The sequence below is a fragment of the Xenorhabdus innexi genome (genome assembly GCF_002632485.1).
GTDB classification, from domain to species: domain Bacteria; phylum Pseudomonadota; class Gammaproteobacteria; order Enterobacterales; family Enterobacteriaceae; genus Xenorhabdus; species Xenorhabdus innexi.
Map to the genome: position 1 here is coordinate 48,620 of NZ_NIBU01000019.1, position 18,921 is coordinate 67,540.

The 18,921-nt window shown below is 43.7% G+C and carries 29 protein-coding genes and 1 pseudogene; 27 read left to right on the forward strand and 3 right to left on the reverse strand.

Annotation, left to right across the window (positions count from 1 at the left end; translation table 11 throughout):
• Positions 1-160 precede the first annotated feature (160 nt).
• Genes Xinn_RS09940 through Xinn_RS09950 form a run of 3 tightly spaced genes read left to right on the forward strand, consistent with a single transcriptional unit; the run spans position 161 to position 1,229 of the window.
• Complete coding sequence (locus tag Xinn_RS09940) at positions 161-481, forward strand: hypothetical protein (RefSeq protein ID WP_086956736.1); 321 nt, start codon at positions 161-163, stop codon at positions 479-481.
• A 58-nt stretch (positions 482-539) separates the two neighbouring features.
• A complete protein-coding gene (locus Xinn_RS09945; protein WP_086956737.1) occupies positions 540-857 on the forward strand; it encodes a hypothetical protein in 318 nt (105 codons plus the stop codon).
• A 15-nt stretch (positions 858-872) separates the two neighbouring features.
• Positions 873-1,229, forward strand: coding sequence for a hypothetical protein (locus tag Xinn_RS09950; protein WP_086956738.1), 357 nt, complete (start codon positions 873-875; stop codon positions 1,227-1,229).
• Between the two features lie 45 nt (positions 1,230-1,274).
• On the opposite strand, the gene Xinn_RS09955 is transcribed toward Xinn_RS09950, so the two are convergent.
• Positions 1,275-1,589 (reverse strand): CcdB family protein, encoded by a 315-nt coding sequence (locus Xinn_RS09955; protein WP_086956739.1) that lies wholly within the window; start codon positions 1,587-1,589, stop codon positions 1,275-1,277.
• A 2-nt stretch (positions 1,590-1,591) separates the two neighbouring features.
• Positions 1,592-1,828 (reverse strand): type II toxin-antitoxin system CcdA family antitoxin, encoded by a 237-nt coding sequence (locus Xinn_RS09960; protein WP_086956740.1) that lies wholly within the window; start codon positions 1,826-1,828, stop codon positions 1,592-1,594.
• Positions 1,829-1,979: 151 nt separating this feature from the next.
• Here Xinn_RS09960 and Xinn_RS09965 point away from each other — a divergent pair, with 151 nt between their 5' ends.
• The 24 genes from Xinn_RS09965 to Xinn_RS10080 all read left to right on the forward strand — a co-directional run bounded on the left by Xinn_RS09965 (position 1,980) and on the right by Xinn_RS10080 (position 18,604).
• Positions 1,980-2,420 (forward strand): antitoxin PaaA2 family protein, encoded by a 441-nt coding sequence (locus Xinn_RS09965; RefSeq protein ID WP_086956741.1) that lies wholly within the window; start codon positions 1,980-1,982, stop codon positions 2,418-2,420.
• Positions 2,420-2,701 carry a type II toxin-antitoxin system RelE/ParE family toxin gene (locus Xinn_RS09970; RefSeq protein ID WP_086956742.1) on the forward strand — a complete coding sequence of 94 codons (282 nt, stop codon included), beginning with the start codon at positions 2,420-2,422 and terminating at the stop codon, positions 2,699-2,701. Before Xinn_RS09965 ends, Xinn_RS09970 begins: the two co-directional genes overlap by 1 nt.
• A 71-nt stretch (positions 2,702-2,772) precedes the next feature.
• Positions 2,773-3,900: a hypothetical protein gene (locus Xinn_RS09975; RefSeq protein ID WP_086956743.1), complete on the forward strand. Its 1,128-nt coding sequence runs from the start codon at positions 2,773-2,775 to the stop codon at positions 3,898-3,900.
• An 81-nt stretch (positions 3,901-3,981) separates the two neighbouring features.
• Positions 3,982-4,254, forward strand: coding sequence for a type II toxin-antitoxin system TacA family antitoxin (locus Xinn_RS09980; protein ID WP_086956744.1), 273 nt, complete (start codon positions 3,982-3,984; stop codon positions 4,252-4,254).
• Positions 4,245-4,727: a GNAT family N-acetyltransferase gene (locus Xinn_RS09985; RefSeq protein WP_086956745.1), complete on the forward strand. Its 483-nt coding sequence runs from the start codon at positions 4,245-4,247 to the stop codon at positions 4,725-4,727. Before Xinn_RS09980 ends, Xinn_RS09985 begins: the two co-directional genes overlap by 10 nt.
• Positions 4,728-4,909: 182 nt before the next feature.
• Positions 4,910-5,317 carry a hypothetical protein gene (locus tag Xinn_RS09990; RefSeq protein WP_086956746.1) on the forward strand — a complete coding sequence of 136 codons (408 nt, stop codon included), beginning with the start codon at positions 4,910-4,912 and terminating at the stop codon, positions 5,315-5,317.
• A gap of 159 nt (positions 5,318-5,476) precedes the next feature.
• The gene (locus Xinn_RS09995; RefSeq protein WP_086956747.1) at positions 5,477-5,908 is read left to right on the forward strand and encodes an antirestriction protein; all 432 of its coding nucleotides are present in this window, start codon (positions 5,477-5,479) and stop codon (positions 5,906-5,908) included.
• A 157-nt stretch (positions 5,909-6,065) separates the two neighbouring features.
• Positions 6,066-6,575 (forward strand): antirestriction protein ArdA, encoded by a 510-nt coding sequence (locus Xinn_RS10000; RefSeq protein WP_086956748.1) that lies wholly within the window; start codon positions 6,066-6,068, stop codon positions 6,573-6,575.
• Between the two features lie 30 nt (positions 6,576-6,605).
• On the forward strand, positions 6,606-6,878 hold the full coding sequence (locus Xinn_RS10005; RefSeq protein ID WP_086956749.1) for a hypothetical protein: 273 nt from the start codon (positions 6,606-6,608) through the stop codon (positions 6,876-6,878).
• An 11-nt stretch (positions 6,879-6,889) separates the two neighbouring features.
• Complete coding sequence (locus tag Xinn_RS10010) at positions 6,890-7,240, forward strand: DUF5983 family protein (protein ID WP_086956750.1); 351 nt, start codon at positions 6,890-6,892, stop codon at positions 7,238-7,240.
• Positions 7,241-7,379: 139 nt separating this feature from the next.
• Positions 7,380-8,021, forward strand: coding sequence for a hypothetical protein (locus Xinn_RS10015; RefSeq protein ID WP_143706599.1), 642 nt, complete (start codon positions 7,380-7,382; stop codon positions 8,019-8,021).
• Positions 8,022-8,031: 10 nt separating this feature from the next.
• Positions 8,032-8,361, forward strand: coding sequence for a hypothetical protein (locus tag Xinn_RS10020; protein WP_086956752.1), 330 nt, complete (start codon positions 8,032-8,034; stop codon positions 8,359-8,361).
• Positions 8,362-8,545: 184 nt separating this feature from the next.
• Positions 8,546-9,157 (forward strand): hypothetical protein, encoded by a 612-nt coding sequence (locus tag Xinn_RS10025; RefSeq protein WP_086956753.1) that lies wholly within the window; start codon positions 8,546-8,548, stop codon positions 9,155-9,157.
• Complete coding sequence (locus Xinn_RS10030) at positions 9,106-9,492, forward strand: hypothetical protein (RefSeq protein WP_086956754.1); 387 nt, start codon at positions 9,106-9,108, stop codon at positions 9,490-9,492. Before Xinn_RS10025 ends, Xinn_RS10030 begins: the two co-directional genes overlap by 52 nt.
• 49 nt (positions 9,493-9,541) lie before the next feature.
• A complete protein-coding gene (locus Xinn_RS10035; protein ID WP_086956755.1) occupies positions 9,542-9,871 on the forward strand; it encodes a hypothetical protein in 330 nt (109 codons plus the stop codon).
• A gap of 4 nt (positions 9,872-9,875) precedes the next feature.
• Positions 9,876-11,963, forward strand: coding sequence for a DNA polymerase (locus Xinn_RS10040; RefSeq protein WP_086956756.1), 2,088 nt, complete (start codon positions 9,876-9,878; stop codon positions 11,961-11,963).
• Positions 11,964-11,971: 8 nt separating this feature from the next.
• Positions 11,972-12,880: a 3'-5' exoribonuclease domain-containing protein gene (locus tag Xinn_RS10045; protein WP_086956757.1), complete on the forward strand. Its 909-nt coding sequence runs from the start codon at positions 11,972-11,974 to the stop codon at positions 12,878-12,880.
• A gap of 1 nt (position 12,881) precedes the next feature.
• Positions 12,882-13,124: a hypothetical protein gene (locus Xinn_RS10050; RefSeq protein WP_086956758.1), complete on the forward strand. Its 243-nt coding sequence runs from the start codon at positions 12,882-12,884 to the stop codon at positions 13,122-13,124.
• Entirely contained in the window at positions 13,117-13,944 is an 828-nt protein-coding gene (locus Xinn_RS10055) for a PD-(D/E)XK nuclease family protein (protein WP_086956759.1), read from the forward strand. Before Xinn_RS10050 ends, Xinn_RS10055 begins: the two co-directional genes overlap by 8 nt.
• Positions 13,945-13,973: 29 nt before the next feature.
• Positions 13,974-14,270, forward strand: a complete 297-nt coding sequence (locus Xinn_RS10060; RefSeq protein ID WP_086956760.1) for a hypothetical protein — start codon at positions 13,974-13,976, stop codon at positions 14,268-14,270.
• The gene (locus tag Xinn_RS10065; RefSeq protein WP_086956761.1) at positions 14,254-14,826 is read left to right on the forward strand and encodes a hypothetical protein; all 573 of its coding nucleotides are present in this window, start codon (positions 14,254-14,256) and stop codon (positions 14,824-14,826) included. The genes Xinn_RS10060 and Xinn_RS10065 overlap by 17 nt, the downstream gene beginning before the upstream one ends.
• A 6-nt stretch (positions 14,827-14,832) precedes the next feature.
• The gene (locus Xinn_RS10070) at positions 14,833-16,419 is read left to right on the forward strand and encodes a helicase-related protein (RefSeq protein WP_086956762.1); all 1,587 of its coding nucleotides are present in this window, start codon (positions 14,833-14,835) and stop codon (positions 16,417-16,419) included.
• Positions 16,420-16,428: 9 nt separating this feature from the next.
• The gene (locus Xinn_RS10075; protein ID WP_086956763.1) at positions 16,429-16,848 is read left to right on the forward strand and encodes a hypothetical protein; all 420 of its coding nucleotides are present in this window, start codon (positions 16,429-16,431) and stop codon (positions 16,846-16,848) included.
• A gap of 10 nt (positions 16,849-16,858) precedes the next feature.
• On the forward strand, positions 16,859-18,604 hold the full coding sequence (locus Xinn_RS10080) for a hypothetical protein (protein ID WP_086956764.1): 1,746 nt from the start codon (positions 16,859-16,861) through the stop codon (positions 18,602-18,604).
• 223 nt (positions 18,605-18,827) lie between these two features.
• Here the strand turns inward: Xinn_RS10080 and Xinn_RS10085 are convergent.
• Positions 18,828-18,921: pseudogene (locus Xinn_RS10085) on the reverse strand (IS5/IS1182 family transposase); the annotation flags it as partial.

Here is an 18,921-nt window from a genome sequence, read left to right on the forward strand (position 1 = left end):
AATTAAATATTTTTAGAAAGCGTTAGAGCAAAATCAAATAGTACGCTTTATTCTTTTATTTCATTTTTATGCAAAACCAAAATAGAAACCTTTTTATTTGACATACATTCATTGCTTGAAAAAATAGATTATTCCTATGCACTCTAAAAAGGTTAATTTCATGAAATACAATGAACTCAATATACAACTTCCCGAATCATTGATCGGCGAATTAGATATATTCCTGCGGGAGAAGAATATCGACAAATCTCTATTTGTCCGTGAGGCCATTACACATCATATGCTGTTATTAAAAGGTGCAGAGCCGACAACGTTTCCTACGCAATATGACGAGAGCATATCACGCAGAGACAGCATTATTCGAAGCCTCGTACTGGATTATCAGGAATTGAGTCGCAGTATAAAAGCACTACGTTGGGATATAGAAGCGACAATAACGGGAATAAATCAAGATGGCGAATTACGAAAACTGATTGCATAAATCATCAGGTTCAAGCGACGTTATAGTAAAAATAATTCACGTAATATCGGAGACACGCATGAAAAATGATACGCGTTCTGTGACATTTGATGTTAATGATTTTGAAACCAGTGATTCATTTATAGTGAATGTGATATTTCCAAATCATGGTTATTGTACGGTGACGTATGACAACAATGATGTCATTACCGCACGCCAAATATTAGTAGACCATCCCACATTCAGATCCATTGCAATTTTGTGTGATGTAATTTGGCCGGAGGATATGGCCGGGCGACCAAAACAGGAAGAATTGGTTGTGACAAAATGGTCATTAGATTTTGAATTTATCAATGAACCCACAGTGGACGTTCTTTTTATTTCTTTACCCGATTAAGCGGAGAATTTAAAAATGAATATAACAAAAGTGATTGAAAAGATGCTACCAGAATATGTTTTACTGGATTTATCGAAAGAGGGAACGTTGTCGAGAGTATATGTACTCGAGGGGGAATTTATACCGGCAACTGATATACACCCGCCATGCATCGAAGTACGCTGTCGTGATGCACCGAGTGCAAGTTATTATCGTGGTAGTAGGGATACGCCGGATGCAGTATCGGATGCCGTGAAAAAATATTACGAGCAGGTAGGCATTAGGCATAATGAAACGGTGATCGAGCATATTGTGCTGGAGTGGCCTGAGACGATGAAGTTTACTGCGATCCTCCTTGTTGTTGAAGGGATCTTATCCGCGTTAAAGAAATGACTATCGCAGCAGTCTCAGTCATAGAGCACACTCCTTTACAAATTTCTAAATACCATCAAAGATAAAATCCATTGCTGCCTTAATTCTGTCACGGTACTGAGTTGCATCACAAAATTCCGCACCCAAAGCGCGAACAGGTACACTTGCCAATTCATGCGTCATGACCGCATATTCTTTGTCGTCTATCAGTCTGACAAGCGGGATCATTCGCTCCGGGCGAGCGTTATCGGGATATTTTTCAATAGGCAGCAATGGAATAACAATTCTTCGGTTTAATTGCCCAATAATGTCGCTGGTGACATCCAGTAACAGAGGATAAACAGAGGTTCTTCCAGTATTACAATAAACGGTGAATTGCATAATTAAAATGTCCTGTATTCATCACTGAAACAGCCGTGTTCATCATGAAAACGGTTTAATGCTTCCAGAGCTTCTGCGTTTTCTTCCTGCCATTTCTTCGCCTCATAATGACGTAATTCTGCATCCAGAGCAGCGGAAAAGGTTGCGCTGAAATTGATGCCTGCCTCACGTGCCCGACTCAGTAAACCTCTTTCTATGGTCATTGTGACACTTTGGGTATTTCTTTGTTTTACTGTCATGATTGATTTCCTCCATTAACATATCGTGCAGATTACACGTAAATATACACAAACACAATCACAGTGCTTTTTTATTCTTTTTATTGTGCGAGCTACAATTAGTTGCAATACTTAATGTTGTAACTTGCACAGCAACTTTTCGAGGTAACTTATGACAACAGAAACGATAGATCATTCTACCCTCTACCGCTTGGTTGACGCGGGTGTGGTGCGTGATGCACAGGTTGTGAGTACACTTGATGGCTGGATAGTGACCGTAAAGTATGGCATCGCAGAGTGTGCGCTAGCCGCCCAGCGCAGTGGTCAGGTACGTCTGTTTAAAAAATTGGAAACGCTGGTGAATTATCTGCAAAGCATCGGGATTGCCCAGTTTAATGTTGACGCCTCCAACTACAGCGCAGAACACCAGAGCAAGAATGCGCGTCCCGATAGAGCCGTCGCGTTAAAACGTGCACATGAAGCGGCTGCCTATGACGAGTGGTTCAAGGCACAGGTGCAAGCGTCCATTGACGATCCGCGTCCTGCGATAGCCCACGAGGATGCTAAACGTCATTTTGCGTCCAAAAAAGACAGTCTACGTAAGGGATTATAATGCGCCTTGAGTGGAAACCTATGGCTTTGGCGGACAGGGAGCAGATCATGGATTATATCGCTCAGGATAATCCACAGGCCGCGATTGTGCTTGATGATGAGTTTGAAGCATCGGCAGAGCGGGCTTGTCTGCAACCTGAGATGTACAAGCGTGGCAGGCTGAAAGGGACGCGGGAGATCGTGGTCAGACCGCACTATATACTCATATACCGTGTTGAACGGGATATCCTGATGGTTTTACGTATTCTTCATGCTGCGCAACAATGGCCGCCAACGGAATAACAGAATTTCTGACGGTTTAGGCATAGAATTCTACAACAGTGATAAGACATAAGTGTCTAGAAGGGGGACAAATGTCACAAGGGGCAAGATTCGTCGAGAACAGTTATTTAAAAGAACCCACAGAAGAGATGCACCCGAAGCTAAAAGAAACACTGTGGTTTTATATAAAGGGCAGTCTGGCGCACACACGGGAGCTATTACGTTTAGCACCGAGTAATGCTGCGTGTCCACGAGCGTCCGATGTGCGCGGATGGATGGAAATACTGGATCTGAATACGGTGGGTATTGCGCGTTTATTAGGGGTACAGCGGACAAGCGTTGCGACGAACTACCTGAAACCGGATTTGGAGAAGCAGGTGGGTATGACGGCACCGCGTTTACTGCGGGCGGGGTTGCTAACGGGGTATTTTAAACACCATCCCGATGCGCCTCAGTATTATGCGGCGATGGGCTTACTGGATGAGATGGTTAAAAAGGGTGAGCTGGACAAGATATGGTATACCATTGTGAACGCGAAGAAACATGGTGCCAAACCCGAAGTGATTGATCAGCTCCGAGAGGCCGCCATTGCGACAATGTGTCCGCAATATCCCATGAGTTTATCAGATCCCGGTAATGTAGCGGGGTCGGACGATAAAAGTGCGGCTAGAAAAGTGCGGCCAACGCGGGAAGTGTATCGGATGGAAGCCGCTGATAAACGCCGTTTGAACAAGGATTACTCACGACATGTGATTGTCGATGAGGATTTTACCGGCGCGACATTAGACGGCATGTACAATGAAACGGTGTTCGTGAATTGTATCTTTAATCAAACCAAGTTGGTGGGGCAATTCTATGATGCCGAGTTTTACCAGTGTCAGGGGACACAAATCTTACTCAATGGCTTCTTTGACCGCGCACAATTCTACGAAGCACGCTTTGATGTGATCGAGCTGAAAGGGTCATTCACATTCAGTCGTCTGATCTCCTCCTTTTTTGGTAATCCCGATGGCATTGAGGCAAAACCGGAACAATTTGAGGGTGCAGAGGGTATTCTTTCCTATATCGATGTCCGGTTGCCCGAACCCCGCACGATAGATGGCCGCGAAACGCTATCAAAATGGATACAAATTTTCCCGGCGGCAAAAGCATGGTCACGCACGACTCAGCCCGGAACCCCGATGGGTGACGTCTTACATGACGCATATTTTTCTGTATGATTGAAAGAATTCGCGCTGTGTAGCTATTAGCTACACAACCTGTTATACTCTTTGTATATCTATTAGCTATACAGGTGATGTATGAAAACACAACCGAAAGAAACGCCAATTAATATCCGGGCAAAAGCCTTTCAACGGGATCTGATTGACCACGCAGCCAGTCTGAATTCAAAGACGCGGACTGATTTTATCTTGGATGCCGCTTGTCGCGCAGCCGAAGAGTCCATCCTTGAGCAACGTCATTTTTTCGTTGACGAGGAAAAATATCAAGCGTTCATGCAGATGCTGGAGAAACCCCTTTCTGAAAATGAAGGCTTTAAAAAACTGATGGAGTATAAAGCACCGTGGGAATAAGCGCACCGGAATTACTCACGGCTGACCACAATCTCAGTGATTTTTATTGTCAGCACGAAACATTAAATGAATGGCTTGCACGCCGGGCTTTAAAGAATAATAAGCTCGGTGCAAGCCGTACCTTTGTTATTTGTAAAAAGGGGACAAAAGACGTTATCGGTTATTATTGCCTGAGCGCAGGATCAATTCATCATATTGATGCAATCCCCGCGCTTAAACGTAATATGCCGAATCCTATTCCCGTTATTCTTCTCGGCCGCTTGGCTGTCGATATAAAATATCAGGGGCAAAAACTGGGCGCATTGCTGCTACAGGATGCCTGTAAGCGTGTCGCCAGTACTGCGGAACAAATTGGTATCTCAGCGATAATTGTCCATGCTCTTGATGAGAATGCCCGCATGTTTTATTCCCGTCTTGGTTTTACCCAATCACCGCTAGAACCCTATACATTGATGCTGCCATTAGGTAGATAAAAATAACCAATATTATTCGGGATAAAATAATATAACCTCTCTTTCCATCGCTTTAATGTAAACTTAAAATATAAAGTTGAAGTTTTAATGTTATTTAATATTCATCGAAATATAAAAAAGAGTTTTAAATGGCTTGGATTTATCATTAGTTCTGTCGATAGAGAATTAATTGTGGAATGAGTATGAAAAAGTTTATCCTGTTAACATTATTATGTTTTCCCGGCATAGCCCTCTCTGCCACTAAAACACCCTCTCAAAAAGCGTTAGATTATTGTGCAACCGTTGATTCCTGGGCGGCACAAAAAGTCATTGATGCCGAATTGCGAAAAGGGAAAGAATTGGATCGTGAGAAAGCTACCGCTTCTTTGATTAATAGAACGAAATTAGTCAGTGGAAAGAATGCGATCCAACTCGGTGAATGGGGACAATTGTACACGCAGACAATTGAAGTCTCTGTTCCCTACATTGATAATCAAAAAAAGCCGATGCGATTGATTGTTTCGTCAATTATTTCTGCTGAAGAATGTTCCCTTACAGAGCCTGCTTATGTCGATATGACATTGGGTGATTATACTTCCCATCAAAAATGAATAAATAGCCCATGTTAATTATCGCATGGGTTGTTTTCACCTCCCTCATTTGACATATAAACCCTACCTGAGAAAATAACCTCATTAAATTAATTAAATAGCACTATTTTTAACGACAGCTATTTATCTTTAATCACACCCTTCATTGAGGAATTAATTATGTCTTCAGAGAGAGAACCCATTACGAAAAAAGAAGTCAGCGACGCCAAAAGAATGCAGTTTTTGCCACATCACTTTGGGCGTTATTTTATGAACGCTGAGACATACCTTTATAACTGGATGGACAAATATGCTACGGATTATAATGGCGATTATTATTCATATTATGAATTGTCTAACGGTGGAATATTAATCTGTCCTGCTAAGCGTTATTCGTTATGGTCACCTAATGGTGAATCTTTTGACGATTTATCATCAGAACAAGTGGGTATTACAGTAACACTCTTTTTACTGAATCATTTCATGTTTAAAACCTATGAACAAGAACAGAGAATGGCGGAGGACTTTAGTCGTAAATACGAAGGATTACTCGATTACGGTGCAGGATTAGGACAAGAAATCTGGACACCCATACGAGCCTTAATTGATTAATTTCCCTGCCTGACAACACTTCCCGGTTATGAAACCAAAATAGCATCTATGTCATTAAGTTCATGGAGGATATTCCACGCTTATTTGACATAGGTGCATACAGGAAGAAAATAATATTCATCGAGAAAGAAATAGGATTTATATGTGAGGTATAAATATGACACCTTCTATTTTTGTCACGACAAAAAAACGTTTCGAGCGCGATCCAGGTAACGGAGAGTGGTTCGATTTATTGGACTATTACGATGAAGAGGAATTTTTAGAGGACGTAAAGGCAACTTGTGGAAAGCTAGATGAGGACGATACTTATTTTTTTCCCGATTGGATAGACATTCCTAAAGAGGCACTGAACAAAGAAGGGCATGTGAACTGGGAATATATCGACGTACTCTCTCAGTTAAATGATGATCGTCACAATGCCTATTATGCGTATTGTACGAATCTTCTTTATATTGTCGATAAAGCGACCTTTGAAAATGCCTATATTACCACTCTGGCTCAAGGGGAATCAGAGTCCGATTTTGTTATAGAGTATGAAGGTGATTTTTTAGATGATAAGGCGATCCCTGAGATATGCCGACTTTATTTTGATTGGGATGCCTATACACAGGATCGGTTTACTGATACCTATATATGTTATGAAAAACATATCTTTTATAACAGATAATTCACGCAGATGGATAACAGGAGAAAAACGATGGCAAAATTTATTACTTTGCCAGCCGGACAGGTGGTGAATCCGACAAATATTGTGTATATAACGAATGTCCTGAAAGTGCGGAAAGGCCCATCGAGTCATATTCTCGCAATGACTCCTGAAGAGATTGAGAATATACCAGAGCAGGCACTGTATGCGTTTCGCATAAACATGATCGATTATCATATTTGGGTATTCGGACAGAATACGACATCTGAACAATCCGCTGAGAGCATTCGAAATAGTATTGTCTCGCAATTAACTACCGACTAGGAATAATTCTTATGCCAGAGCTTCAACTCGAAACGAGAACGTCTGCTGTTATTTCTACAGCACACTTATCACAGTCAGATATGGAATTACTCACACAGTACACTGAGCGTTTCCACGATGAAGGGGATATGGTTGTACGTATGCCTGAGAAAGTAATACGTCTTTATAAGGAAGGTATCGAAATCTGTCTGGCAACAGACGAACATTTAGAGTGTATGGAGGAGATAGCAAATACTCTTGACTTATCAGATGGTTTTCTCAATAATCTGCAACGAATAAAAGAGAATTACCCTGATCTTTATTCTATCGTTTTTGACCAAGATGCCTTCTTAGTTTCCGGTTTAATCGAATTTGATTGGTAGTACAAAATATTGAATGATTAATTACTCATTCTTAATCAGACAGTTCGGCTCCATTATAATGGAGCTATTTTTTTATCTGTTATTTGACATACATACCGTACTTGAGAAAATAAAGATATATTTTCAAGAGGAGAAAGATATGTCAGGTAATTATCATGACTCAAGACCGCGTTGTCTTGTTTGTAAAGGGCACGGCTGTTTTATTTGCAATGAAACAGGTTTACTTTCTGAATTAACTTACAATAACGAATCTGTCTCTGTACTCGCAAAGACCGTATTCAGCACGTCTGATGTGGATAGCTATATTCAGACTATCTGTAAAAAAATTAAGAAGGTTATACAAAGTGGAATAAAAGTCTCATCTTTAGAAAAGTACCCCCTTGACGAATTTATGTGGCAATTAAAAAAAGAGATCAGAGCAGATATTAATGACAATATACCCCATTCCGATATTGGGACATGGTGGCGGATAAATAAAGAGGTATTACCCGCAAAAGAAGCCATAGAGGAATGCTACCTTTTAATTGACCTGCGCACAGCGTGTGATATGGGTGAAGTATGGTGTGAGGAACGTCGGATAATCCGAGATGATTACTTTGATGATTATTGTATCGAAGAGTTATATGAATTGGGATACCTTTCCTATCGAAATGCAAATATTATAAAATCATCATGGTTAGAGCAATTCATTGACCGGGAAAAATTAAAGGATACGATACAATCCGATTACATTTCTATTTCTTTATCAAACGGGGTGGAGTATTGGATTTATAATCAGTAGGTATTTATAAATGAAAATTAAACCCGAACATTATCAAGAATTAAAACGCCTATATATTAAGACAATAAAAACCGTTTCTTTACCTCATGAAAAAAATTTATCCGACACGTATAATCGTTGTTTAGAATACATCGAGATATCTAATGAGCAACGTAAGAATCTTCGTTTACGCTGGCATTTTTATTTCATGGCAATCAATAGGAAAGGAATTTACTCTGACCACTATGAAAATGGACGCTGTGGATTTGGCGGGATATTGCATTCTTATTTGAATGACGATCACATTGATACTGCCCTTAAAAAAATAGTAACGGAGCTGGATTTTTCACAGGGTGAATAATGTTTTCCTATTCGTTTATTTTACATAGCAGCCATATTGAATAATCATAAAACAAGAACAGAATACGGGAAAACGCATAACCATTAAAACCTTTTCAGCAGTCACATAAAAGTATATGGTTAATGGGCATTAAGACGTCCCGAACATATTCTATTTTGGTTAGCCTATGTAAAGGTGTATTGTTATGCAACACGTATTAAAAGAAGCCTATACCACACAGGAAGAGGCACGTCATGTTGCACAAAGAATGGCAAGTGCAGCGGGCGTACCCATTTGGATTTATCATCGCAAGCATAAATGGTTTGTCAGTGGCGCAGTAAATTTGTACGGACACAGGCCAATCATTCCGTCAGTAAAAGAATTCCGGCGTAAGCATCCGATTTATACGTACTGGAAACGAACCGACATTCCTACAGTACATTATGTCAGTTTGTATGCAGGAAAGTATTATATGCTTGTGGACAACCTGATTACTGCCGTCCCGCTTTATACGCTAGTCTATTTATTATCACAAGGAAGCCTGTTAGTGATATCACGGACAGACGAGGATAATACGGCAAAAGAAGTAACGTATTATTTACGACGTTACCTGACAGATCAGGTTTTATACCGTTCTGTCGGTTTTCGTGTCTTTATCGTTCTTGCGGATAAAGATTGGGATATGCTGAAAACAAAGATGTATAACGCGGCGTTGATTTATGACGCGCTCTGGAAACCACCAGTTGGTATAACGCAGGAGGAATCATGGCACGTACTCCCGAATCAAAAGTTAAGGAACAAGTCGATAGTTTACTAGCGCATGTCGGTGCCTATGTTCTTACCCCCACGACAGGTGGCTTCGGGCGTAGTGGTCATGCTGACAAAATATGTTGTGTACCAGATAAACAGGGTGGACAGGGATCATTTTTGGCCGTTGAGGTCAAAGCGGGAAAAAATAAACCCACGGCACTTCAATGCAGACGCTTACTTTCCGCACTGAATGCCGGTGCCTATGCCGCCGTCGTGAATGAAACCAATCTGTCTGTATTTCAAACCTGGTTAGATACTATTCATAACGGTACGCTTGACGGGCCACGATACCTGTTACCGAAAGGGATTACGCTGTCTGTTAATACAAAAGTCGGAAGATGAGATATAGCGTGTTAGGGATAGCCGCCATGAAATAAATCGAGGGGGTTTAATGAAATACGTGCGTGTCACTCTTTCCTGCGAAGAACAAGAATGGTCATATGATGCCGAGGAGGATTTGAATGAGGAACAACTCATTCGTTATATTACTGATTTACAGAAAAAAATAGAACACCATTATAAGCGTCCGCCCGCACATTACGATAAAGAAAAGCTACAAATGGCAGAGCATCATTTGCAATGTTTAAAAGAGCTTCATGACCGCCGTCAAGACACCGTAAGCCTCCCCTTTATGTCAAAGACCGGTGATTGGGTGTTGATGTTCTGCCTTATCGGGATGCTTTATCTGATTATCAGGCCACTACTGGGCATTGGAATATAACATCATGTTATACGCATACGATTATGGGATCAGGCAGCAGGGCATATTCAATGATAAGGAAAAGCAGCACGCCTGCAACAACTTAGCCAATGCGCTCGCGTCTGATTTTGACCGTATTCCGAAAGTCTTTTTGGATTTTGAAACGTTTTATGATCCCGCCAATAAATACTCGTTATCCGCAAAAGGCATGACCTATGAAAAGTATGTTCGTGATCCCCGCTTTCAGGTCATACTGTGCTCCATTATCATTCCGGATACGGGCGAACGGTACTGGATACCCAATCATAAAGGTGCCGTGAGAAAAGAACTGGAATCCCTCCAATTACATGACTGTAATGTCCTCGCACACAATACTCCCTTTGATGGTTTTATTCTGTCAGATTACTACGGTATCGAACCCCGTGAATTTACCTGTACCCTGACGATGGCTCGGCCATTACACGGTGCAAAAGCAGCAAACAGTCTGGCCCGATTAGCCAAAGGGTATTCGTTGCCGGAGAAAAAAGACGACGTTCACCATGTAATGGGAATGCGTCTGGAGCATTTCACCGCAGCGGGCTTGCAGCGGTACGGGGAGTATGGTCTACGAGATGTCGATATTTTACCGCCCCTCTACGGTTTGTTTCGGTGGCACTATTCTGAAATGGATATGGTCACGATGTCCGACACGATACGGGCGGGTTGTGTCTGTCAGTTTGATTTGGATAAAGCATTATTACGTGAGTATATTCCGCGCCTGATACAGTTACAGGAAGATAAACTGGCAAAAATTTCGGCGGCTTTTTCACAAGATGTTGAGACGTTTCGTCAACGCTTATCGTCAAATCCCCAATTTGCTGAGGTACTGATGCAATTGGGTGTAGAAGTGCCGATGAAAGACAGTAAGACTGCCAAGAATCCGGACGGATCACCCAAAAGGACGTATGCTTTTGCCAAAACGGATATGGGGTTTAAGGCACTGTTAACGTCAGGCGATCCCTTTCTGGAAGCAGTCTGTGAAGCACGCATGGGCGAGAAGTCCACGATTGGCATTACACGGGCCAAAAATCTATTAGATATTGCGCATCGGGGTAAGATGCCGATCCCCCTGAAAGCCTTTGGTGCGACGACGGGACGGTGGGTTGGCTATCAGGATATTAATGTCCAAAACTTTCCCAAACGTGGGGGTGATCTGACCTTGCGAAGATCTGTGCGGGCACCCAAAGGCTATTCGGTCGTGACCTGTGACTTAGCACAAATTGAAGCCCGACGTATGGCAGACCATGCAGGACAAAACGATTTGCTGCTACAGTTTGCCCGCAATGAAGATCCTTATTCTGACTTTGCCACGACATTGTACGGTTATGAAGTGTCAAAAACGAATGGGCGAAAAAAGGAACGTAACGTAGGTAAAGAGGGCATTCTGTCCCTGCAATATGGTTCGTGGTTTGAATCCTTCTATTTACGACTTCGCACGGCTTACGATCTGGATGTAACCAAAGAGTTCTGTCATGACGCTGTTTTACTGTATCGTGACCGTTATACAAATATCGTTCAGTTCTGGACAGAGTGCCAGAATGCCTTAGACGTCATGCTTTATGGCGGTTCCTATTCTTTTGGTTATGAAAATAACTATACCGCCATGAAAAACAGACTTATCTTGCCGGATGGTTGGGTATTACGTTATGACGATCTTCGCATCGCCGGTAAAGATGAACTGAACCGCGACATTATTTTATATACCGATGCCGAGAAACGGGAAACCCGTAAAATTTATCGCGGCATCATTGCGAACAATGTCACACAAGGCAGCTCGACACGGATTTTGCAGGGGATGATGATGAACCTGCGAAATGACGGCCTTTTCTGGTGTTTAACCGTCCACGATGAATTAGCTTTTCTCGTGCCAAACGAAGACCTTTCTGATTGTTGTGCACAAATCCAATACAGGATGAGAGAACGCCCCGATTGGGCACAACGGACACCAATAGATTGTGAGCTGACGGTTGGCCCCAATTATGGTGATCAATATGACGAAGATATCTGGATGGCGTCTGGCTTTAATCAGATTAATGCCGAAGCCCTTTTGAAAGAACGCAACCAAACGCAATAAGGACAAACATGCAGCCCAAAATAAAACGCGATACCTTATTTCTCATTGCGGATGTAGAGACATTATCGAATCTGGCCGGGGATAAACCTTTAGTGTGGGAGGTGGGTCTGGCCTTAGTGCGGGGTGACGGCCTGATACTGGGATCGTGGGGGTCACTGGTCAATGTGCAGGATATGATGGCACGGGGGTTTAAACAGACACCCAGTACGCTGGGATGGCTTATGAGCCAAGACACCGATGTTCGTGCCCGGTTTCAACTTGCGTGTGAATCTGACACACCAACACTCATTGATGTCATACACGAAATGACCGACTGGATTAAAACCACCCTCAGTACGCAGATGAATAAGGGAGAAATTTTTTTTCCTGTTCGTAATCTGTACTTATTGGGCCGGGGTGCAGCGTTTGACTGTCCGATTATGGAAGTGCTATACCGTGAAGTGCATAGTGAACCTGCCCCCCTACCGTGGCTATTCTATAATGGCGCGTGTCTGCGTACTTTTGAAATGATTTTCCCGATACGCGCAGCTCACACCGGCACAGCACATTGGGCGGAACATGATGCCCTATGGGAAGCGCAATGTTTATCACAACAGCTCGCCGTGTACTGGCAGTTTGCGAGTCAGATTAATGCGGCGTGTTATCAGATGGACAAGCAGGCGACATCCTCTCTACACACAGAACTCACCCCATTAGGCAGTATTCTGACGAACGATACCGACAATCCTCTCACGCTGTATGCGAAATCCGATAGAACTGACAGTACCTCTTTACCGGATACGTATCAATATACTGATGAACCCTGCTTACATCAAAACTGCCCGGATTGTCATGGCGTGTTTGCAAAATCCAACGGTGAACCGTGTGTGCACCTCATGAGCTGTCATTGTCCGCGCTGTAAAAAAGAGAGGATGTAAAATGGCACAAGTCATTATTACCGTGACCGATTTACCGAATGGTCAAATTGATATCCATTATAATTTTGGCGACGATTTTATTGGCCCCCAATCGGCTGCCGAGGCAGAAAAGCTAACGGATGCGCAACAGTTCAGTATTATCATCACGCAATTTATCACGGGATGGATGTTGGATTCGGAAGCCAGAAAACAGGCCGATGACCAGCCACTGATACAGGTTCCCGGAGCGAAGACCGATGGGTAAGATAATATTTTCAGAAAAAGAAAAAGACGACTTAATTGCACACCCACTGGATCATGATGTTGAGTGGCCGAATAAAATCCATAAACCGGTTGGCGGCGGTAAACTGTTGTCGCTGGCCTTATCCTTTTCAAAACTGAGTCAGTATCAGCAATGCCCCAGGCGCTTTTATGAACAACACCTGACACATAATATTCCCTATACGGATACGCCAGCCACCTTGTGGGGCACACAGGTACACCAGGCACATGAAGATTATGTGCTAAAAGGCCAACCCATGAATGCCGTCGTAAAGGAAAAAATCGGAACGGGTGTGGCTGATATGTTAAAGAAAAAATTTAATATCTTAGTGACTGAACAGCGTGTGGGTATTCCGCTTTTTGGTGAACAGGAATGGGCGATTAAAGCCAATGGTCAGGTTGCCAGTTGGTTTGATACATCCACCGTTTTTATGCGGGGAAAAACCGATTTAGGCATGGGGAGTCTCAAAAAAATTTACCTGTATGATTATAAAACAGGAAAAGATCGTTACCCGAAAACCGATCAGTTGGATTTAATGAGTGTCATGGCAAAAGCGCAGCCGACAATGCAACGTTATACGCAATTTGATAGTGCCCTGATATTCTTAGAAGCAGGTAGTGTTAAAACGCATACGACACATCTTCATGACGAAGGGCATGAGATACAAATGCGGAAATTTTTGCGGGAATCTTTACGTATTATTGATTCTTATGAACGGGATTATTGGCCTGAACAGACATCGCCGTTGTGTGCCTATTGCCCGGTGATGAGCTGTCCCTTTAATGCCACGGATCAGAAATGACGACTGTTGACATATAAGCAGATATACTCATGACAATGAAAGAGAATCCGGATGTCACGTTTCTAACAATAAGGGGTGACGCCTTATTGGTATTAATTCGCAATTTATACGAGCGACGAAAAGAAGAACAGGCCATGCTGGAGACCATTCTGTCAATGATGGACGCATTGGATAGCAGTGTTCAGATTGCCGGAGAAGGTGCCACAAATGCGAATGCCAGATTGGTCAGCATCCTTAAACAGCTAAAACCCAAAGAAACCGCAGGGCTATCTGAAGAAGAGATAATGAAACTTGTCGGAGGACAATGGAATGAAACACATTCTTAAGGCGAAAGATTTGCGGGCATTAATGACCTATAATCCGGATACGGGTGGCCTTTTTTGGAAAGCACGGACACCGGAACTCTATCGGAAATACAGTCAGGCAAGTCAGGGAATGGCGGAACGTTCCTGTACCTGGTTTAACCAACGCTACGCGGGTGAACACGTGGGTATTACAATGAATGGCAATAACACGTATGTTCGGATCGCGATTGGCAGTGGTGCAGGAAACATCCGAAAAAACATTCTGGATCTGATTTGGGTTGTCGTGACAGGCAAAGAACCCTATGGCCTTGTTCGGTTACTGGATACGAATTGTGCGCGTACCGTGGACAATATTGTGTGTCTTTCCCCGCATATCGCACAGCTCTTTCGTAATCCTCGTGCGGGTATTTACCGTAACCGTGAAGAAAAAACCTTTTACTGGCGCATTTATCAGGGAAAAAGTCTCGATCAGCAAGGGGGATTTAAAACTATTCAAGAAGCTCGCGTGGCTCGTGATAATAAACTCAAAGAATTAGGTTTATGGCAGGAAACATTATTAAATGACGTATATTCATAAGGCGCAATGATGGCGACGTTGCAACTCTACCAGCAACGGGCGCTCGTCATTCAAGGAACAGAACAAGAGCTGGCACGGGCACGCGTGTTGAATCCGGGCGGACTGATTGACCTGGGCGACAATACGGTGGCCTATAAGTGGGACTATTATAACGCGGCACTTCTGGCGGTTGCCGATTTACCCGCAGTGAGTCCGATTTATCGGGATTATCATTGGCCCGGCCCCAGTGATTTTCGTCCGTACCAGCACCAGATTATTTGTGCGGATTTTTTATGTCTCAGGAAAAAAGCCTATTGTTTTGCGGGGACGGGAACCGGTAAAACCGCTATTGGCCTATGGGCCGCGCATTATCTGTATACCCTCGGCTTGGTCAAAAAGATCCTGATACTGTGTCCATCTTCCGTATTATTGGATGCGTGGCAGCCTACCGCCGCAAAATTGTTGTTTGGTGAGGCCGATTTTACGGTCATTGAGGGAACCGTAAAACAGAAACAAGAGCAGGTCGCCTCTGCTGCGCCGTTTCATATTACGAATTACGAAGCATTGAAAGGACTTCATAAAAAATTTAGTCAAAATCATTATGACCTGATTATTCTGGATGAAAGTACGAAAATAAAGAACAGAGAAACCGATATATGGTCACTCGTTTATCCCCTTGTGCGTAAGGCCACGTATGCATGGCAAATGACTGGGACGCCCACACCAATGGGGCCAAAAGATGCGTTCGGCCAGATTTGTATGTTTGATGGTTTTGGCAATACGGTGCCGAATATCTACTGGTGGGAAAATTTAACGACATGGAAGAAAAAAGACGCTTTCAAACGATTCCCCCTCAAGGGGTGGCAAGCTACCGTCGCCAAGTACATGAAACCAGCGCTCCGCATTCGTACACGGGATTGTATCGATTTACCACCGATTGTGTATGAATCACGTTATTTGCCGTTAACAGCGGTACAGAAAGCAGCGATTCAAATGTTACGTACTCAGAAGATGGTTAATTTGGCGGGCGAAAATATCATGGGTGATAACCGGGCCATCTTATTGGATAAAGTTGTACAGATTTGCTGTGGTGCAGTCCTTTCTGAAAGTGGAGAAGTAGTCGAAATGAAGCCCACAAAGCGGTTGAATGAGTGTCTGGAAATTATTCACAGTGAAGAGGGGAAAGTACTTATTTTTGCCCCATTCCGTGCCGCCGTCGAAATGATTACCCGTTATCTACGTTCAAAAAATATCGCCGTGGGGGTTATACATGGTGGCATCACGAGTAAGAAAGCACGTCAAAAAATCTTCGACAGTTTTCAAAATGACCTAAAGGGACAGATGCAAGTGATTGTGGGTGTGCCCTCGGCATTTGCACACGGTGTCACGTTAACGGCAGCAAGTCATGCTATTTGGTACGCACCGTTTGCCAGTACCGAAGTGTATTTACAGGCAACAGCCCGCATGGAACGTAACGGACAAAAACACCATATGACAGTCACCGAAATGTGGGGCGATCAACGGGAAAAACAACTTTATGACATCATCGCAGGACGCGCCGAAGCGCAATTAACTTTATTAGATATTTACAGGAGTCTCGCAAAAGACAACTAGGGGGCAATAATGAGTGATCCTTTTATCGGTATCTCAACCGCGCAATTGGCCGCCGCGCATATTCAATTGATGCAGCAGAAAGAAACGATTGAAGCTGTCCACAAGGCCGCAATGGAGGAAGAAACAAAAGGCATTGCGGATCAGTTACGCGTCCTGTATTACGAAATACAAAAACGGATGCAACAAGAGAAAATTCATGCATTAGATACAAATGTCGGTAAGGTTCTCTTAAAAACAACTGTAGAATACAATGTGCAGGATTTGAATGCCTGGGGCGATTTTATTGTCACCAGTCAGGACTTATCTTTTTTCAGTAAGAGCATTTCAAAACCACGCGTGGAAGCGTACAGAAAACAACATGGTGATGCGTTGCCACCGGGATTAAAGGCATTTACACGACAACACATACAATTCAAACCCGTGAAATAAGGAATTCCTGATGAATAATTCTATCGTGACCTTTGATCATAATTTACCGGCGCATTTGCGCGATGAGCAGGACGGTCTGAGTGCTTACTGGGATGAGGTGGGTCTGTCCAGCTTTGCCCGTATCAAAATGAAAGGAAACAGCTTACAGGCGTTTATTGGGCCGGAACTGGTTGCACAGTCACAACCGCTGCAACCTATGACCGTCGTCATGTTACGGCCATCAAAGGTCGGACGCACCTTTTATCATGGCATCTATGTTGAAGGCAGCAAAGAAGCCCCCGATTGTTATTCTAACGACAATATTACACCCGCTGCCGATGCAAAAGATAAGCAGTGTACCCGCTGTGATTTATGTCCACAGAATCTACCCGGTTCTGGCATCAATGGCGAATCACGGGCCTGTCGTTATCGACAATCTATTGCCGTCTGGACACCAGGAGAAGGTGACAGCACGTGGGATACCATTTTTCAGGTAAATTTATCGTCCACCGCTATCTTTGGCGATAAACCGAATCCAGATGGTTATATGGGACTGAATGCCCTGGTAAACTGGTTTAGGCGACAAAAATTAGACCCCTCGAAAGCCTGGATTCAGCTTGCTGTCGATCCTTACTCAGAACATAAACGTATTGTGATGAAACCCGAAGGGTACATCAACGATCCCGAAGAGTATCAACAGGTACGAAAACTGATTGAATCTGACGAACTAGACCGTGTACTGCGATTGGGTGTGTTAGATACGGAACAGGCAGAACAGATGAATGCCGAAGGATTCGGACAGATGCCTGATCATCTGCAAACACCCGCCGCTCATGCACCGGTACGCAATACCGAATCGGTGAATACCGGACAGGAAACCGTCGATCCCTTTACCGGTGAAATTCTTTACTATGACACTCCCATCACTGATGACATCCCTACATACTGGCAGAATACTGAGACGAAAACTGTTGTCATGTTACAACCGGGGACAAACTTACCCGTTGACACACAGGGCATAGAAGAAGTCACGTTAGCCGATTATCAACAGTATGAAGCGCGATTAGCGGAAGAACGTCGTCGCGCCGAAGCGCAACGTCGCGCAGAAGAACAACGTTTAGCCGAAGAACGCCGTCAGTCAGAGGCCCAGGCAAGACGTGCGGCGGAAGCCAATCGGCAGGTAAATGGCGCTATCGCAGGTCGTACACGTAACAGAACATCAGTGATAGAAAGACAAAACACGTCTGGAGACGTTCAGGAAAGAGGTGTACGCACGCGTAGCCGAAATGCGGCGAATACACTACAGAATACATCAACAACACAAGATAATACTGTACGTACACGCAGTGGGCGTAACGAATCCATATTACAGGATGCCGTTTCACATCAAGATGAGCCAACTCAGACACGTACCCGAAATACCGCCGCCGATGCCTCAGCCGTATTAGGCCGTCGTCGTCATGCCGCACCGACACAAACTCCTGCAACCGGAGCGACACGGACACGGGGTGCGGCCGTCGCGTCAGCACCCACAGCACAACATTCTGCTGCCGTGCCCCCTCCCGCACAGCAACGTGTCAGTCGGCGTGCTTCTGTCGTCAAAGCGCCCGAAGCTGAAGAAACTTTTTCGAATATTCCAGAGAACTTACGGGCGGCACAACAACAAGCGGCAGAAGCGCCGGATGATGAACAACCCAAGAAGAGAGGTAAAGACGGCGTATTAACCCCTGAAATGGCGGCGGCTTTGGACGCAGCGTTGTTAAAAAATAATGAATAGTGGTATCAATGACTCAATAATGGCATTAAGGAGAGGAAAATGTCAGAGGCTACATTATCTTTAGAACTGACCGAATTGGCCGTCAAGCTGGGTATCAATAATAAAACGTTGGGTTACCTCTTACCCAATATGTCGGCGTCTCAGATAGGACGCCTTGTTAATGCGTCTGCCTATCAAGCGAAATATACGGATGAAGTGCGTTTAGCCATTATGGTGTTAGAGGCTATTCAGTATTTTTTCTGCGCAGCAGTAAGACAAGGAATGCCAGATTGACGAACTGGAGACTGGTATTCAAATCTCCCTCGCAGTTCTTCCAC

Coding starts and splice junctions, on each gene's coding strand:
- Xinn_RS09940 (WP_086956736.1), top strand. CDS start 161: ATGAAATACAATGAACTCAATATACAACTTCCCGAATCATTGATCGGC.
- Xinn_RS09945 (WP_086956737.1), top strand. CDS start 540: ATGAAAAATGATACGCGTTCTGTGACATTTGATGTTAATGATTTTGAA.
- Xinn_RS09950 (WP_086956738.1), top strand. CDS start 873: ATGAATATAACAAAAGTGATTGAAAAGATGCTACCAGAATATGTTTTA.
- Xinn_RS09955 (WP_086956739.1), bottom strand. CDS start 1,589: ATGCAATTCACCGTTTATTGTAATACTGGAAGAACCTCTGTTTATCCT.
- Xinn_RS09960 (WP_086956740.1), bottom strand. CDS start 1,828: ATGACAGTAAAACAAAGAAATACCCAAAGTGTCACAATGACCATAGAA.
- Xinn_RS09965 (WP_086956741.1), top strand. CDS start 1,980: ATGACAACAGAAACGATAGATCATTCTACCCTCTACCGCTTGGTTGAC.
- Xinn_RS09970 (WP_086956742.1), top strand. CDS start 2,420: ATGCGCCTTGAGTGGAAACCTATGGCTTTGGCGGACAGGGAGCAGATC.
- Xinn_RS09975 (WP_086956743.1), top strand. CDS start 2,773: ATGTCACAAGGGGCAAGATTCGTCGAGAACAGTTATTTAAAAGAACCC.
- Xinn_RS09980 (WP_086956744.1), top strand. CDS start 3,982: ATGAAAACACAACCGAAAGAAACGCCAATTAATATCCGGGCAAAAGCC.
- Xinn_RS09990 (WP_086956746.1), top strand. CDS start 4,910: ATGAAAAAGTTTATCCTGTTAACATTATTATGTTTTCCCGGCATAGCC.
- Xinn_RS09995 (WP_086956747.1), top strand. CDS start 5,477: ATGTCTTCAGAGAGAGAACCCATTACGAAAAAAGAAGTCAGCGACGCC.
- Xinn_RS10000 (WP_086956748.1), top strand. CDS start 6,066: ATGACACCTTCTATTTTTGTCACGACAAAAAAACGTTTCGAGCGCGAT.
- Xinn_RS10005 (WP_086956749.1), top strand. CDS start 6,606: ATGGCAAAATTTATTACTTTGCCAGCCGGACAGGTGGTGAATCCGACA.
- Xinn_RS10010 (WP_086956750.1), top strand. CDS start 6,890: ATGCCAGAGCTTCAACTCGAAACGAGAACGTCTGCTGTTATTTCTACA.
- Xinn_RS10015 (WP_143706599.1), top strand. CDS start 7,380: ATGTCAGGTAATTATCATGACTCAAGACCGCGTTGTCTTGTTTGTAAA.
- Xinn_RS10020 (WP_086956752.1), top strand. CDS start 8,032: ATGAAAATTAAACCCGAACATTATCAAGAATTAAAACGCCTATATATT.
- Xinn_RS10025 (WP_086956753.1), top strand. CDS start 8,546: ATGCAACACGTATTAAAAGAAGCCTATACCACACAGGAAGAGGCACGT.
- Xinn_RS10030 (WP_086956754.1), top strand. CDS start 9,106: ATGGCACGTACTCCCGAATCAAAAGTTAAGGAACAAGTCGATAGTTTA.
- Xinn_RS10035 (WP_086956755.1), top strand. CDS start 9,542: ATGAAATACGTGCGTGTCACTCTTTCCTGCGAAGAACAAGAATGGTCA.
- Xinn_RS10040 (WP_086956756.1), top strand. CDS start 9,876: ATGTTATACGCATACGATTATGGGATCAGGCAGCAGGGCATATTCAAT.
- Xinn_RS10045 (WP_086956757.1), top strand. CDS start 11,972: ATGCAGCCCAAAATAAAACGCGATACCTTATTTCTCATTGCGGATGTA.
- Xinn_RS10050 (WP_086956758.1), top strand. CDS start 12,882: ATGGCACAAGTCATTATTACCGTGACCGATTTACCGAATGGTCAAATT.
- Xinn_RS10055 (WP_086956759.1), top strand. CDS start 13,117: ATGGGTAAGATAATATTTTCAGAAAAAGAAAAAGACGACTTAATTGCA.
- Xinn_RS10060 (WP_086956760.1), top strand. CDS start 13,974: ATGACAATGAAAGAGAATCCGGATGTCACGTTTCTAACAATAAGGGGT.
- Xinn_RS10065 (WP_086956761.1), top strand. CDS start 14,254: ATGAAACACATTCTTAAGGCGAAAGATTTGCGGGCATTAATGACCTAT.
- Xinn_RS10070 (WP_086956762.1), top strand. CDS start 14,833: ATGATGGCGACGTTGCAACTCTACCAGCAACGGGCGCTCGTCATTCAA.
- Xinn_RS10075 (WP_086956763.1), top strand. CDS start 16,429: ATGAGTGATCCTTTTATCGGTATCTCAACCGCGCAATTGGCCGCCGCG.
- Xinn_RS10080 (WP_086956764.1), top strand. CDS start 16,859: ATGAATAATTCTATCGTGACCTTTGATCATAATTTACCGGCGCATTTG.